Origin of the sequence: Thermococcus nautili (assembly GCF_000585495.1) — an archaeon.
In the GTDB taxonomy this organism is placed as follows: domain Archaea; phylum Methanobacteriota_B; class Thermococci; order Thermococcales; family Thermococcaceae; genus Thermococcus; species Thermococcus nautili.
In genome coordinates, this window is record NZ_CP007264.1 from 1,341,506 (window position 1) to 1,356,416 (window position 14,911).

16 protein-coding genes are annotated in these 14,911 nt (G+C 55.8%); 10 read left to right on the top strand and 6 right to left on the bottom strand.

Features of this window, described 5'->3' with window-relative positions:
• The first annotated feature begins 169 nt into the window (after positions 1–169).
• Positions 170–2,524 carry a DUF2341 domain-containing protein gene (locus BD01_RS07325; RefSeq protein WP_169730288.1) on the top strand — a complete coding sequence of 785 codons (2,355 nt, stop codon included), beginning with the start codon at positions 170–172 and terminating at the stop codon, positions 2,522–2,524.
• Positions 2,525–2,529: 5 nt separating this feature from the next.
• Positions 2,530–3,273 (top strand): DUF2101 family protein, encoded by a 744-nt coding sequence (locus BD01_RS07330; protein WP_042691456.1) that lies wholly within the window; start codon positions 2,530–2,532, stop codon positions 3,271–3,273.
• Here BD01_RS07330 and BD01_RS07335 read toward each other — a convergent pair.
• The gene (locus BD01_RS07335; RefSeq protein WP_042691458.1) at positions 3,228–3,503 is read right to left on the bottom strand and encodes a hypothetical protein; all 276 of its coding nucleotides are present in this window, start codon (positions 3,501–3,503) and stop codon (positions 3,228–3,230) included. The genes BD01_RS07330 and BD01_RS07335 overlap by 46 nt on opposite strands.
• A gap of 117 nt (positions 3,504–3,620) precedes the next feature.
• On the opposite strand from BD01_RS07335, the gene snatA reads away from it, so the two are divergent.
• A complete protein-coding gene (gene snatA, locus BD01_RS07340) occupies positions 3,621–4,271 on the top strand; it encodes a neutral amino acid NAAT transporter SnatA (RefSeq protein WP_042691461.1) in 651 nt (216 codons plus the stop codon).
• A gap of 51 nt (positions 4,272–4,322) precedes the next feature.
• Positions 4,323–4,601, top strand: a complete 279-nt coding sequence (locus BD01_RS07345) for a family 4A encapsulin nanocompartment shell protein (RefSeq protein ID WP_042691463.1) — start codon at positions 4,323–4,325, stop codon at positions 4,599–4,601.
• Here the strand turns inward: BD01_RS07345 and BD01_RS07350 are convergent.
• From BD01_RS07350 to BD01_RS07360, 3 genes are all read right to left on the bottom strand, one after another.
• On the bottom strand, positions 4,585–5,508 hold the full coding sequence (locus tag BD01_RS07350) for a triphosphoribosyl-dephospho-CoA synthase (protein WP_042691466.1): 924 nt from the start codon (positions 5,506–5,508) through the stop codon (positions 4,585–4,587). The two genes, BD01_RS07345 and BD01_RS07350, sit on opposite strands and share 17 nt — an antisense overlap.
• A 44-nt stretch (positions 5,509–5,552) precedes the next feature.
• Positions 5,553–6,053: a deglycase PfpI gene (gene pfpI, locus BD01_RS07355; protein ID WP_042691468.1), complete on the bottom strand. Its 501-nt coding sequence runs from the start codon at positions 6,051–6,053 to the stop codon at positions 5,553–5,555.
• 70 nt (positions 6,054–6,123) lie between these two features.
• The gene (locus tag BD01_RS07360) at positions 6,124–6,579 is read right to left on the bottom strand and encodes an Lrp/AsnC family transcriptional regulator (protein ID WP_042691471.1); all 456 of its coding nucleotides are present in this window, start codon (positions 6,577–6,579) and stop codon (positions 6,124–6,126) included.
• A 115-nt stretch (positions 6,580–6,694) separates the two neighbouring features.
• Between BD01_RS07360 and BD01_RS07365 the strand changes: the two genes are divergently transcribed.
• Positions 6,695–7,861 carry an OBG GTPase family GTP-binding protein gene (locus BD01_RS07365; RefSeq protein WP_042691474.1) on the top strand — a complete coding sequence of 389 codons (1,167 nt, stop codon included), beginning with the start codon at positions 6,695–6,697 and terminating at the stop codon, positions 7,859–7,861.
• Here the strand turns inward: BD01_RS07365 and BD01_RS07370 are convergent.
• Positions 7,858–8,340 (bottom strand): hypothetical protein, encoded by a 483-nt coding sequence (locus tag BD01_RS07370; protein ID WP_042691476.1) that lies wholly within the window; start codon positions 8,338–8,340, stop codon positions 7,858–7,860. The two genes, BD01_RS07365 and BD01_RS07370, sit on opposite strands and share 4 nt — an antisense overlap.
• A 149-nt stretch (positions 8,341–8,489) precedes the next feature.
• Between BD01_RS07370 and BD01_RS11320 the strand changes: the two genes are divergently transcribed.
• The 5 genes from BD01_RS11320 (at position 8,490) to BD01_RS07390 (ending at position 14,359) form a co-directional block, all read left to right on the top strand.
• Positions 8,490–8,663: a hypothetical protein gene (locus tag BD01_RS11320; RefSeq protein WP_167729093.1), complete on the top strand. Its 174-nt coding sequence runs from the start codon at positions 8,490–8,492 to the stop codon at positions 8,661–8,663.
• The gene (locus BD01_RS07375; RefSeq protein WP_042691479.1) at positions 8,660–10,276 is read left to right on the top strand and encodes a sodium/proline symporter; all 1,617 of its coding nucleotides are present in this window, start codon (positions 8,660–8,662) and stop codon (positions 10,274–10,276) included. The genes BD01_RS11320 and BD01_RS07375 overlap by 4 nt, the downstream gene beginning before the upstream one ends.
• 129 nt (positions 10,277–10,405) lie before the next feature.
• The gene (locus BD01_RS07380) at positions 10,406–11,884 is read left to right on the top strand and encodes an FAD-dependent oxidoreductase (RefSeq protein ID WP_042691481.1); all 1,479 of its coding nucleotides are present in this window, start codon (positions 10,406–10,408) and stop codon (positions 11,882–11,884) included.
• A 2-nt stretch (positions 11,885–11,886) separates the two neighbouring features.
• Positions 11,887–13,047 carry an NAD(P)/FAD-dependent oxidoreductase gene (locus BD01_RS07385; RefSeq protein WP_042691484.1) on the top strand — a complete coding sequence of 387 codons (1,161 nt, stop codon included), beginning with the start codon at positions 11,887–11,889 and terminating at the stop codon, positions 13,045–13,047.
• Between the two features lie 73 nt (positions 13,048–13,120).
• Complete coding sequence (locus BD01_RS07390) at positions 13,121–14,359, top strand: MFS transporter (RefSeq protein WP_042691487.1); 1,239 nt, start codon at positions 13,121–13,123, stop codon at positions 14,357–14,359.
• Here the strand turns inward: BD01_RS07390 and BD01_RS07395 are convergent.
• Entirely contained in the window at positions 14,343–14,879 is a 537-nt protein-coding gene (locus BD01_RS07395) for an RNA 2'-phosphotransferase (protein WP_042691490.1), read from the bottom strand. The genes BD01_RS07390 and BD01_RS07395 overlap by 17 nt on opposite strands.
• Positions 14,880–14,911 lie beyond the last annotated feature (32 nt).

Sequence of the window (14,911 nt, forward strand, 5' to 3'; positions counted from 1 at the left end):
GGCCATCTCCTCCGACGCAATCTACTATGGGGACACATACCCGGGCGGCGGTGCTCTAGCTTACGTTCTCAAAGAGCAGCCGACAACAACCCCGAGCTCCGCCTTTGTTTTTGACACCCGCGTAAATGGGTCCCTGATTTCTCCGGCTAGTGTTTTCAACGATGGGGACATGGGCGTCATGGTGTTCTCCGGTAGGGTTGGTGCTGGGACTTCCTGGTGCAACGACAACTATCAAATGAAGGCTGGCTTTACGCTCTCGGGAGTCTCTGATGGACAGATTGTTCTCCTGAAGTTCAACCCCTCCTCTGTCCCGTTCTCTCAGATACGTCACAATGGAGCGTATGCGGACATGGCAATATACACATCCAGCTGTACCCTTGCCAATTACTGGATTGAGAAGTGGGACTCAAACGAGATTCTTATATGGCTGAAGGTTACGGGTACCTCCTATTCAATCTACTATTCCTCCGATGGAACCCAGCCTCTGAGCAGGGGGCAGTTGTACTACGTTTTCGGGGATAACTACACAGAGAACGTTGACCTCTCTCCGGGTCAGTCTATGTTCCTCTTCAACACCGATTCTCCCGTCTTTGTCCGCTACAACGCCTCCGCATCTGCTAATTCTGACTTTGGTGGGGGGGTTGAGCTTAACGTTCCGGCACTGGTGCCGTCAAATGTTCTTAAAGTTTCCATTGACTATCCCTATACCGTTTCAGACGTGCAGGTTCCAATTTATCTGAACTCAACCTGGGCATCGCGGATTCCACACTCTGGGAACGAAGCCCAAATCGAGGTCTACTCTGATTCCGGCCTGACCCAGCGGTTGCCCTTCTGGATTGAGTACTGGAACGACAACGGGGCCCTGATATGGGTCAGGACTAGCGTTCCAGGCGACGTCTACATTAAGTTCGGAGACGACCTACCGCTCACCAGAGGGGATGGGGATGAGGTGTTCTTGTTCTTTGATGATTTTAACGAGAGCCTGAGTCAGCTTGAGGAGAAGTGGATAATAGACCCGTACAATCAAGGTGTGTCCGTGAGCATAAATCCCTCAGGAAACGGTACCATGACGATATCCGGTGGAGATTCGATATTCGCCATGAGGAACAAGAACCCCCTCGATATAACTAGCGACTTCGTAGTTGAGTTCAGGATGAAACCAAACTTCACTTACGTCGGTGACTGGGATGCAGGGATTGGACTGTGGGATGGAGAGTGGGGGTATTATGATGAGAGTGGTCCTTGGTGGGATAGGACTTATTACTACCTCCTCCAGCAGCTCTTCACGGACGACATTGGATATTATGGTAACCCTCTATCAATCCACTGGGCTGAGTGGGAAACGAGGAAGTCAAACCCGACATCTATACAGGACTTTAGTCTGTACTATTTCTGGGCCGAGGAAGACTCAGATTCTGACATAACAACCAACAGGGACTATGGCTTCCACACCTATGAGGTCATCGAGTTATTATCTCAAGATGAGACCTACTTCAAGGACCTAACCCGTGGAGAAACAAACACGTACGATAGTGATTACACTACCCTTGACTTCCTCAAGTACATCTACCTCGTCATAGACAGCGAGGAAAAGAGCAGGGGGGCAGTCTTTGACTGGATTTTCATCAGAAAATACCTGAATCTCGCAGACCTAGACGAAAGTATCTCCCGGGTTTATACCCCTGAGCCAATTTCATTCCAGCTCGTTGACAACTGGACGACGGCTGGAAGACTGTTCATACTCCAGGACTGGGGGACAACCCTCGCGAGCTACTCAACTGGCACCTGGCCGATTAACGTTCCCAACCGCTATGAGGTTGATGTGGTGCCTTCCAGCACTGGGCTCTTCCTCAACTACACTCACAACCCCAACTCCGTGATTCCCGAGAACTCAAGGACGGTGGTGGATGTTTCCATCGCCGGTGACGTTGGTGTCTACCTTACTGTAAGAAACAGCGCTGGAAACTCCGCCCACTTTTCCTGGGTCTTCTGGGGTCCGTACCCCTACGCCGTTCTTTCGCCCCTCGTTGGGGTTCCCGAGCAGAAGCCACCAGAGGGCAACTATGTGACCGCGAGGGTCTTTGACATTCAGCCATTCCGCCAATGCGTTATCGACGAAAGGTACTTCGGTGTCGCGGGTGCTCCATCCTTCTTCGAGCGCCTTGAGGGTGGAAGCTCGGCACACCGCGCCCACTACATCTCCCTGGCTGAGGCTATGCAGAGGGCGGTTTACGGTGGTGTCAGATATCCGATTGGCCTGGTGAGCTTCATACTTCCCAAGAACCTTCCGGCAAACCTTAACTTCCTGGTTCGCGAGCAACCTGCGGTTGACTACATATACCTTGACTACGCTGACTATCCAGGTGACGACCCAGACGCAATGCAGGTCCTTGGAATCTCAGCCACGGGAGGAATAACGTCAACTCCCGTCCTGGACCAGAACTTTTACCTTACTCCGGCCACCGCAAGCCTCATATTCGGCCCGTACGCCAACGACCTGCTCGTTCCAATAGGCTCAGGGTGATGTAAATGGCAGTGGACGAGTTCCTCTACTCAATCGGTGAGGGGGTAGAGCGCATCGCCTCCGCCTTCAGGTCTTTCCTTTTCCCGGAACCCGCCGAGAACCCACCGCGTTTCGGTTTCACGCGGAGGCTCGTTAAATCCAGGGTCACACTCCACGAGCTCTTCAGCCTTCATCTTCAGCTCTGCTTCCTGCTCTACCTGGTCCTGAACTTTGTGGTGGTGTTCCTGGTGAGTAACCCCCTGTGGGTGCTCATCCTGGCGGTTCCCTACTTCCTGTACCTCCGCTATCTTTTCAACCGCTACGGTCACTTTCTCCTCGAGGAAAAGCCATACCTGGTGTTTTACACAGTAATTTCGGCGCTCTCTTTCCTCGCGTTCTTTGGCTACTCAATCGTCAGGCTCTACGCCGGTGGGGTCCTCTACGTCTACGCCTACGTGATGGGGATAGCCGTCCTCGTCCTGCTCTTCCGCTGGTACTTCAAGAGAACCTTTGGCAGGGACTACACGTACGGTGTCGTCGAGGAGCTCAAAGGCGACCTCGTCAGGGTCTTCGTGCACGATGACCTCTCCGCCAACGTCAAGCCCGGCCTTTACTGGCTCCCGGCCGTTCCGGATGCGGAACCCGGCAGGGTCGTCAAGGTTCTCGTGGAGGACAGGGCCTTCAGGAGCGCCAAGCCCGTGAGGATAATCGAGGTCTATCTCTCTCAGTCCTCCCAGAGCTCCACCGAGCCGAAGAACGCTATGGAATGAAGGACGAGCAGGTAAATGGAGTGGTGAGGTTCTACCAGGTTGGTTTTGGCGAACCCCTCTCCCCTTTTCTCTATCACCAGGGGTTCGACCAGCGGGTGTCCGGGGTCGAGTGTCAGGGAGTCTCCTTGGCTCTTCACCTGGTACCCTATTCCCCGCGCAACCCTTTCCACGAACCTCCTGAACATCTCCCACCTGTAGACCCGGGTTCTGTAGTAAACCGTGTGCCCCACACTATCACCAACGAAGGTAATGTTAAAACCTTAAAAAGTTTTTCTTAATGCAACTTTGTAACGTAACAACCCCATTAAGTTTTTAAGGACAGCCCATCGTGCTCGGTTGGTGGTGTCATGATAGACGTTGTGACCCTTTTTAAGTACCTCCTGATTCTCTACGGTGGTCTGTTTGCGATAACGAACCCCGTTGGAGCCGTTCCTGTGTTCTTGAGTGTTACCCATGACCTCAGCCTGAGGGAGAGGCGGGAGATAGCGACGAAAACGGCCCTGACCGTTATCGTGACCCTAATCGTTTTTGCCCTCATCGGTCAGTGGATTTTCAAGTTCTTCGGCTCGAGCGTTGACGCCTTCGCGATAGCCGGTGGAATCCTCCTCTTCAGGATGGCAATGGACATGCTCTCGGGCAGACTCTCCTCCGTCAAGATAAGCAGGGAAGAGACAGAGGAGTTCGATGAAGAAGTCGTCACGCTTGAGGAGGTCGCCATAATACCCCTCGCAATCCCCCTGATTTCCGGCCCAGGTGCCATAACGACGGTGATGCTCTACATGGCGAAGGCCGGGAGCGTCGCCGAGAGGGCGGTTGTCCTGCTCACGATAGTTCTCATCGGCGTTACGGTCTGGCTCGTTCTCTGCTCGGCGAACGTGATTAAGGCCCGCCTCGGGAGGGTCGGCATAAAGGTAATGACGAGGATGATGGGTCTAATCCTGACGTCGATGGCCGTCCAGATGATTATAAACGGCATCAAGGGGGCCTTTGGCCTCTGATTTTTCCAAAACCCTTAAATCGTCCGGGTTGAACTTTCATCGGTGTTGAAAATGCGTGGAGACCTGATAAGGATTCTGAGCGCCGTTGAGGAGAAGGCGAACGAGCTGAAGCTTGAGGGTTTCGAGCCCGACGTGGTTCTCGTTGGAGGCGAGGCCTACGAGTTCATAAAGGCCCAAGTGAACGAGGAGTTCGGTGGCGACGAGGAGGTTCTTGAGCTCTCTGGGCTTCCCGTGAGGATAGTTGATGAACTCGGCAAGGATGCGGTTGTGATAGACAGCAAGGCCCTCGGCTACGCACCCGCTGCCAAGCGTTTCACCGTTGTGAGGTGACCAGCCAGGCCCTTCCGTTTCTCATTTCGACCCGTACTCCGGCCAGAAACAGCAGGCTCAGCGAGACTGCCATAACGTCCGCCAGACTGCCCGGGTTCCTTAAGTCACCCTTCTCGCGCATGAACGCGTCGAACTCCTCAAGGCTCATCCTTCCCCCCACGACGTCTCTTGCCTTTTCCCTAACGAGCTCAGCTTCATCCCTACCGGCCTTGCGCAGGATTAGCGTGTCGAGGTTTTCAGCGAGGAGTTCAATGAAGACCCCAACAATGGTCTCCTCCAGCGGGCAGGGGATTCTTTCTGCGAGCCTCTCGAAGGTCCCGTAGGTGAGCCTGTAACCCTCAATCCACTCGCGGAAGATGAGCTCCCGCTCTCTGCTAATCTCGGCAATCCTGGAAAGGTTTATCCTGTCTCGGAAGAGTTCCTCGAAGGCCTTCTCCGAGTAGACATCGTACTTCACCCCGCTCGGGAGCCCCTTGGGGTTCGCGATTCTTATCGCCCGGTAGAGCTCCATCGTGTCCCCCACCGTTGACTCCTCGATGAGTAGCTTCGCCTTCTCGCCACCCTCCAGTATCTTCCTCGTCATCGAGAGCCCCATCAGGAGCGGAATCGAGAGGACGATTACCCCGAAGTTCGGGTTGGCATCTTGTACCCTCTTGCTCGCCTCAACGCCACGCCTTATGAGCTCACCTATTCCGGCCTCGTTCGGCCTGAGAAGACCGGAGCGGATTGACTCAGCCCGCTTTATCGCCTCGTGGTAGATGCCGGCCAAAGCAGGATACGCAACGAGAAAGTTGTAGATGCTCAAATCCTCGAAGTCCCTTCTCCTGCTCACGTTCCCTGGCTTTGGAACGGCTACCTCTATTAACGGCCCCGTGAGAAAAGCCCTGATGAGCTCCCACCGGTTCATTCTTCCACCGGTAGAAAAGAGGGGAGAAACCTTAAAACGCTTTCTCAGCGGAGCAGTTTGACGAACTCCCTCATCCAGGCGTACAAATCCCCGGGGTGCCTTGAGCTGACCCAGTTGCCGTCAACGACAACCGGCTCATCAACCCATTCTACCCCAGCGTTCCTCATGTCGTCCCTTATTCCGGCGTAGCTCGTCCCCTTCCTGCCCTTGAGCACACCGGCTGAGATGAGTATCTGCGGCCCGTGGCAGATGCTCGCGACCGGCTTTCCGTCCTCGAACATCTTCCTCGCTATCGCCACGGCCTTCTCGTTGAGCCTCACCCTCTCGGGTGCCCTTCCGCCCGGAAGGACGAGGGCGTCGAATTCATCGGGGTCAACCTCGTCAAAGGCCAGCTGGACTTCGACGGTGTAGCCGTGCTTTCCGGTAATCTTCCCGCGCTCGAAGCTTGCTATGTAAACCTCGTGCCCCTCCTCCTTGAGCCTGTGAAGCGGATAAATCAGCTCGACGTCCTCAAAATCGTTGGCGCTGAGGAACAGAACCTTCACTTCAATCACCCCCTTAACGTTCAGAAGAATATATGGGTGACCGCTTATAACCCTAACTGGACAAAAATGGTTAGAGCGGGAGCTCAGTAGTTTCCTTGTGGGTCTTGAGAACGACCATCGTGTGGGTTGATTCGACCCCGTCGACCTCTCCAATCTTGTCGAGGAACTCGTTGAGCTCTTCACTGCTCCTCGTTCTGATTTTGACGAGCATGTCGTAGTCCCCGGTCGTCTCGTAGACCTCGCATATCTGGGGGTACTTCTTGAGCTCGTCCGCGACGTGGCCGTACATCCCGGCGCGGGCCTTTATGAGAATGAAGGCGAGAATCTTGAAGCCCAGTGAGTCCGGGTCGAGAATGACCGTGAACTTCTTTATTATTCCCCTATCCTTCAGCTTCTTTATGCGCTCGTATATGGTTGATTCGGCGAGACCGACTTCCTTAGAAATCTCACGAAGGGGCGTTCTGCTGTTCCGCTGGAGTATCGTGAGTATTTTTCTATCAACCTCATCCAGACCGCTCCTCGTCATTCTCACCACCGTCATGGAAAATTTTCGGCAATCCTTATAAATTTGCCGATTCTCGATAACCATACGTTTATAAAACGCCGTTCGTCTTTTAGTTTCGGGCCGGGGGTGAGCAGGAATGCCAACGAACGTAACAGCGGAGTACCTTGCCGCGGAGGAGGAATACAGGAACGCAAAGACAATTCCCGAGAAGATTCGAGCCCTTGAAAAGATGTACGCGACGGTTCCGAAGCACAAGGGAACCGAGAAGCTCAGGCTCCAGATAAAGCGCAAGTTAGCGGAGCTCAGGAAGGAGCTTGAGAAGCAGAGGCAGATGAGGAAAGGCGGTGGCGGGCCCTCGATGGCCGTCAGGAAAGAGGGCGCGGCGCAGATAGTTTTAGCTGGTCTTCCCAACGTTGGCAAGAGCTCCCTCCTCAAGGCCCTTACCAATGTGGATGCCGACGTTGCCGACTACGCCTTCACAACCGTTCAGCCGATTCCGGGAATGATGCACCACAAGGACGTTCAAATCCAGCTCGTTGAGGTTCCCGGCCTCGTTGAGGGCGCCGCTCTGGGTAAAGGAATGGGTCCGCAGCTCCTTAGCGTCATTAGGAACGCCGATGCAATAGCTATAGTCGTTGACCTCTCCCAGGACCCGGTCAAGCAGATGGAGATTCTCCTCAGGGAGTTCGAGAGAGCCGGAATAAAGGTCAACAAGAGGAAGCCGAGGGTCGAAATCAAGAGAACGGCGATGGGCGGAATCGTCATCAACGGCCAGGAGAACATAAAGGGCGACATTCAGGAAGTCATGAAGATGCTCCGCGAGGAGCGCATACACTCGGCTGAGATAACGGTCAAGGAGCCCGTAACGCTCGAGGAGTTCGCCGATGCCATAGACGAGAGCCTCGTCTGGAGAAGGGCCATAATCATAGCCAACAAGGGCGACGCTCCCGGCAGTAAGGAGAACTACGAGAGGCTCGTTAAGGCCTACGGCGACCGCTTCAAGATAATTCCGATATCGGCGAAGAAGGGCATAAACCTCGACAAACTCAAGGACGAGCTCTACGATTTGGCCGGAATCATCCGCGTCTTCACCAAGAGCCCCGGCGAGGAGCCGGCTTATCCTCCGGTCGCGCTCAAGAAGGGCTCTACCGTTATGGATTTGGCCGAGAGGATTCACAAGGACTTCGCCAAGAACTTCCGCTATGCGAGGGTCTGGGGAAAGAGCGTCAAGTTCCCCGGCCAGAGGGTCGGTGCCGACCACGTGCTCGAGGACGGCGACATAGTGGAGATTCACGCCCGCTAACGGCAGAAGGGCCCCTTGCAGGTTCTTCTCCCCTTCCCGGTCAGTACGTCAAGGCTGTATTCCTTTCCGTCGAGGCTGTCGAGGATTAACCTCTCGCCATCCTTCTCGTAGAGCCAGAAGACCTTGTAGGCGAGTTCTTCTCGAACGACCTCAATCCTCGGGAGCCACCACGAAATCACGCGCGAGTTTCCCCAGGTTATGGCGCTCTCAAAGGCCTTCATCCTCGCCTCCTCTTCATTGACTAGCGGGTTCATAACGGCCTTTTCCTCAACCTCCCACTCCTGGAGTTCTATGAACCTGTCCCCTCTCTCGGCACCGAGCCGGTAGAGGTCGACGTAGGCGAAGTAGTCGAAGACCTTATCCCTCATTCTCAACCTCTTGTAGTAGAGCCTTAGGTGGTATATCCTGTATGGATACAAAACGAAGCTCGATTCTATTTCAGGGCGGAATATAGGCTTCATGACTTTTACCCGGTTCATGCCCAACACCGTAACGGTTTGTACTAATTCGGCTTCCCGAATTCCCACAAACTATTCAACATATAGTTTTGAACGATAGGTTTATAACTTTTTGGCAATAATATACAGCGCTGGCCATTGGCCAGCATATATATGCAGGAGGGTTCAATATGGGGCTCAGTGCCGGTGGATGGGCATTGCTACTGGTTCCAACCCTTTTGGGAATAGCAACGATGCTCCTCTATGGTTTTTGGGACAGAATAACCGGCGAGGAGTACTACGTTGACGACGACATTCTCGCCTACGACGAAGACCTGATTAGACAGCAGGAGGGAGGGGCATGAACACCGAGATACTGATTGGCTTCCTCTTCTACCTCGCGCTGCTGGCCTACATCGGCTGGTGGGCCAACAAGTACACCAAGACCGAGGACCAGTACTTCGTGGGCGGAAGAAAGGTTCATGTCCTGGCCGCTACACTTTCCGATAAGGCGAGCGACTTCAGTGGCTGGCTGATGCTCGGCTATCCGGGAAGCGCCTTCAAAGCCGGTCTCGGTGCATTCTGGGCTGCGGTGGGCTGTCTCTTCGGAACGCTCGCGGACTACGTGCTCATTGGACCAAGGCTGAGAATCTACGCCGGTAAATTCAGGGCGATAACCGTTCCGGACTACCTTGAGGCCAGGCTCAAGGACGACACAAAGATGATAAGAATCCTCAGCGCGCTGATAATCCTCATATTCATGACCGCTTACGTCGCCGCCCAGTTCACGGCCGGTGGAAAGACGTTTGCAGAGGGCTTTGGAATCAGCGACAACGCGGGAATAATTCTGACGGTGATAATCCTGACCGCCTACGTCATAACCGGCGGCTTCTTTGCGGTCGTCTGGACCGACGTCGTTCAGGCAATGTTCATGCTCCTGACGCTGATAATCGTCCCGTTCCTGGCGCTCGCTGAGATTGGAGGCTTCGACAAGGCCACCCAGATAATAGCCCAGGCCGACCCGACCAAGCTCGACCCGTTCGGAGGGGCAACCGGCTGGGCCGCGATAATCTTCGCCATCGGCTACGCCTCCTGGATAGTCGGCTACCTCGGCCAGCCCCACATAGTTACGCGCTACATGAGCGTTGAGGACCCGAGGAAGCTCAGAAGGCCTGGAATCTTCATCAGCGGAACCTGGACGATACTCGTCCTCTGGGGTGCTTTCTTCGCTGGATTCCTCGGCTTTGCGATGTACCAGGCCGGAATGCTCCAGGTCAGCGACCCGGAGAAGGTAATCCCTGCGATGGCCGTCGAGCTCATGCCCGGCTGGCTGGCCGGCTTCGTCATAGCAGGTATAATCTCGGCCGTCATGAGCACCGCCGACTCACAGTTGCTCGTCGCTTCCTCCGCCATAGCGAGGGACTTCTACCACAAGGTCCTCGGCAAGGAGGTCGGCAAGAGGCAGATGGTTAACATATCGAGGCTCGTCGTTGCCGGCGTCGCCCTCGTCGGCCTCTGGTTCGCGCTGACCGGCAACAAGGTCGTCTATGAGATGGTAGCGACTGCCTGGGGCGGTCTCGCGGTCGGTTTCGGCCCGATTCTCGTGCTGAGCCTCTGGTGGAAGCGGGTCACCAAGGAAGGCGCAATCGTCGGCATGGCCTACGGACTAATCAGTGAGGTTCTCCTTGAGGCCAAGGTCTACGGATGGGCCTTCAACCCGGACGCCCCCGGAATCTTCGGAACAATCGGCTCCTGGTTCAACGGCGTCCCTGTGTTCTTCATCAACTTCTTCGTTACCCTGTTCGTCATAATCGTCGTCAGCCTATTCACAAAGCCGCCAGAGGACGTTGTGAAGCTCCACGAGGAGCTCTTCAAGAAGGTTCCCATCGAGACCGGAAAGAAGAGCCTCACCGAAACCAGGGCCAAGAGCCAGGTTGAGAACGTCGCCGACTTCCTCATCGAGCGCGGTCTTGCCTGATACCTTTACAATTTTTTCGAGGGACAAGGCGTTTTCAACCTTTTGGTTTTAAACCATTTTTGGTCAACCTAACGTTTATAAGGTTTGGATGACATACGTAAAGATGACTAAAATTTCGGAGGTATGGGCATGAGACCCCTCGACCTTACCGAGAAGGACCCTTCTAAGAGAGTTACAATCTACTTCGAGGGCCGACCCCTTGAGGCATACGAGGGGGAAAAGGTTACCGTCGCCCTGCTCGCGAACGGCGTCTACTGGCTAACGACGAGCACCGGGGGAAGAAAGAGGGGCGCCTTTACTTTTGGGCCCGTCCCGATGGTCGTCAACGGCGTCAAGAACGTCAACGCAAGGAAAACCGCCGTAAAGGACGGCATGAGGCTCGAGAGACAGGGCTACGGCGACTTCCAGGAGAGGGTAGAAATCGATGAAGGCAAGCCCGTTCTCCAGTACGTGGTTGATGTAGCTATCATTGGCGCCGGTCCTGCCGGCCTCGGCGTCGTCAAGGAAATCGGCGGAAGGCTCACGACGGCGATAATCGAGGAGAGGGGCTGGCTTGGTGGAGACTTAAAGCTCAAGGGCGTCGAGCAGGAGGGCTTTGGAGACCCCAGTGAGGCCCTGAAGGAGCTCTCCGATTTGCCCGAGAACACCCGCGTCTTCCTGAAGAGCGTCGCCATTGGAGTTTTCGACAAGGGTGAGTACTTCCTCGTGCCGATAGTGAGGGGCGACCAGCTGATTGAAATTCTCGCCAAGCGCGTGGTTTTAGCTACCGGAGCCGTTGACAACATCATGCTCTTCGAGAACAACGATTACCCCGGCGTCTTCAGGAGGAGCGACGCGCTTGAGGTCATGAACGTCTGGGGAGTTGCGCCAGGAAAGAAGGTCGCTGTCGTTGGGGCCTTTCCTGAGGAGCTGACTGCCGAACTCGACCGCTGGGGAATTGAGTACGTCGTCGTGCCCAACCCGAAGCGCGTTGAGGGCAACGAGAAGGTCGAGAGGCTCATAGATGCAAACGGCAACGTTTACGAAGTTGACGCCGTTATAGTCTCCGACGGCAGGAGGCCCGACATAAACCCCGTAACCCAGGCCGGCGGAAGGCTGTACTTCAAGCGCGGCTACTACCGTCCGGTTCTCGACTCGAACCACAGAATCCGCGAGGGAATCTACGTGGCAGGCAGTGCGGTTTCGATAAAGCCCCACTACGCGAACTACCTCGAGGGAAGGCTAGTCGGCGCGTACATTCTCAGGGAGTTCGGCTTCGACGCCGAGCCGTGCGTCTACGAGGAGAGGCTCAAGAACTACGAGCCGATAGCCGTCCCAGTCCACAGGCTTCCGCTCGACGAGTTCAACGGCGAGGACGTTCAGATTTGCGGCTGTGACGTGACGCTGAGAAAGGTTGACGACGTTGTGAAGTCCGGCATCACCGACCTCCAGATAATCAAAAGGCTGACCCACCTCGCCATGGGCTTCTGCCAGGGACGCTTCTGCCTCTTCAACGGTGCAGTGGTGGTCTCCCAGAGAACCGGAACGCCGATGGATAAACTTGACATTCCGGTCGCGAGGCCCCCGCTCAAGAACATCCGCATGAAGGTCCCCGCGAGGAGGGATTGAAGATGCCGACGAGGGAACTTCCCGAGAGGAGCGAGATAACGATTATCGGTGGTGGAATAGTCGGCGTCACGATAGCGCACGAGTTAGCTAAGCGCGGTGAGGAAGTTACAGTCATAGAGAAGCGCTTCATCGGCTCGGGCTCCACCTTCCGCTGTGGGACGGGCATAAGACAGCAGTTCAACGACGAGGCCAACGTCCAGGTTATGAAGCGCTCCGTCGAGCTGTGGAAGAAGTACAGCGAGGAGTACGGCTTCTCCTTCGAGCAGACCGGCTACCTCTTCCTGCTCTACGACGACGAGGAGGTCGAGGAGTTCAAGCGCAACATCGCGATACAGAACCGCTTCGGCGTTCCGACGAGGCTCATAACGCCGGAAGAGGCCAAGGAGATAGTGCCGCTCCTCGACATCAGCGAGGTTATCGCCGCTTCCTGGAACCCCACAGACGGAAAGGCGGACCCCTTCCACTCCACCGCGAAGTTCGCGATAAAGGCCGAGGAGTTCGGGGCCAAGCTCGTAGAGTATACCGAGGTCAAGGACTTCATCATCGAGAACGGCGAGATTAAGGGGCTGAAGACGAGCAGGGGAGTCATAAAGACGGGCATAGTCGTCAACGCCACCAACGCCTGGGCCAAGCTCATCAACGCGATGGCCGGGATAAGCACTCCAATTCCGATAGAGCCCTACAAGCACCAGGCGGTCATCACACAGCCCATAAGGAAGGGGGCCATCAGGCCTATGGTCATCTCCTTCAAGTACGGCCACGCCTACCTCACCCAGACCGCCCACGGCGGTGTCGTCGGCGGAGTCGGCTACGAGCTCGGGCCAACCTACGACCTCAGCCCGACCTACGAGTTCCTGCGCGAGGTGAGCTACTACTTCACCAAGATTATTCCGGCCCTCAGAGAGCTCCTAATCCTCAGGACATGGGCCGGCTACTACGCAAAGACACCCGACAGCAATCCTGCGATAGGAAAAATCGAGGAGCTGAGCGATTATTACATTGCCGCTGGTTTCAGCGGGCACGGCTTCATGATGGCTCCTGCAGTGGCAGAGATGGTCGCCGACCTAATCACGAAGGGCAGAACAGACCTGCCGGTCGAGTGGTACGACCCGTACCGCTTCGAGCGCGGAGAACTGCGCGGGCAGGCGCTTCAGATGGGCTGATTGCCCACGATTTCCACCCTTTTCTTATCATTTCGACGGAAATTTTATAAGTCCCTCGCCGGTTCTTCCAGCGATGAGCAAGCGAGAACTCGTTGTCACCCAGGGAAAGCGCGAGAAAACGCTCAAGCTCAAGAAGCTCCGGGTTAAGCGGAGGAACGTCGTAATCCTAGCCGTAGCCATGTTCATCGCCAACGTCGCCTTTGGAATGGCCTTTCCCTACCTCAGCGTCTACATGCGCCTCCTCGGCGCGAGCATGTTCATGGTCGGCCTTCTGAGCGTGGCCTTCAACCTGACCTCGACGGTCTTCCAGTACCCCTTCGGCTGGCTCTCCGACTCGACCGGCAACAGGAAGGGCTTCATAGCCTTCGGCGTGGCCTCGATAGGATTCTTCTACATCGTCATGGCCTTCGTCGGCTCCGCCACCAGCGTTCTAATCCTGAGAACCCTCCAGGGTGTTTTCGGTTCCGCCATGACCCCGGCGCATTCAGCGCTGATTTCAGAGCTCTCCACGAGGGCGGGCTCGATATTCGGCCTCTTCAACTCCATCGAGAACGCCGGTTACATGGTGGGCAACTTCCTCGGCTCCGCGATAGTCGGCTACCTTGGCGTCAGGAAGCTCTTCCTAATCTCCGGCCTCCTCCTGTTCGTATCTGCCGGAATAGTCCTTCTAATCCGCGAGCGTCCGACGGGAAGGCGCTCCCTCCTCGGTATGATTCTCGTGCAGGAAGGCAGGGAAAGCTGGAGGGCGACGGTCAAGGGCTCGGCCTTCAAGAGGCTCATGCGCGGGCACCTCGGGCTATTCTACGTCACGGTTTTCCTCGTCATGATAGCGAGCGGGCAGTTCTACAGCGTTTCCTCCGTTTACTTCAAGGAGACCTTCGGCGAGTGGAGCGTTGGCGTAATCTTCGGCATAGAGAGCCTCGCCGCGGCGCTAACGGGCTACTTCCTCGGGAAGCTGATAGACAGGCACGGCGCGAAGCGGTTCTACCTGGTTGCGATAGCGGGCTACGGTTTGGCCTTCCTGCTCTATGCCGTCGTTAGAAACGTCTGGCTCGTCTTTGGAATAGCCTTCCTCTCGGGCGTCAAGTGGGTTCTGACAATAAACTCGACCTCCGCCTACGTGGCTCAGAACGTTAAGGTGAGCGAGAGGGCACAGGGAATGGGCCTGCTCAACGCCATGATGAGCCTTGGCTGGGTCGTCGGGCCTTTGATTGGGGGCTACCTCTCGGGAATAAGCTTCCAGCTGAACTTCATGAGCACGCTGATTCCCCTCGGGCTGGCCTTTCTGCTCGCCCTCAGACTGCCAGGGTGATACACTCGGGCGGAACGCGCTCGACGATTCTCACGTTCTTTCCGGCCTTGTAAACCCTCAGGCCTTTTCTCCTCAGGCATTCCGCATCTATGATGAGCAGGACCACGTCCCTCCCGTGCCTTCTGCCCGTTTCTATCGCCTCCTCCCTGCTCGTGCTGAGGTGAACGAACTGCCTCCTCATCGGCTTGAGGCCCTCGCGCATAATCCTCCCGAGGTTCCTCCTCGGCGTGCCGTGGTAGAGAACCCTTGACTCCGTGTCCTCCTCGTGGTCGAGCTTAACTTTGAAGCTGTGGCCGTAGCGGGCGCGGATTTTGCCGTCTCTAATCTCGTAGCGTCCCTTGGAGTCCCCATCAACTATTTCCCTCACGAACTCCTCTGTAACGTCAGGATAAACAGTTTGGAGGGCTTTAACGAGCTCGTTCAGCGGGACGAAGCCTTCTTCGTCTGGCTTCAGCCCGAACTCCTCTGGCGAGTGCCTGAGAATGTAGGCCATGAGCTTGCTGACCTTCACGCGGTTCATACCCACCCCCGAGAAAGAAAAGGGACGGTGCC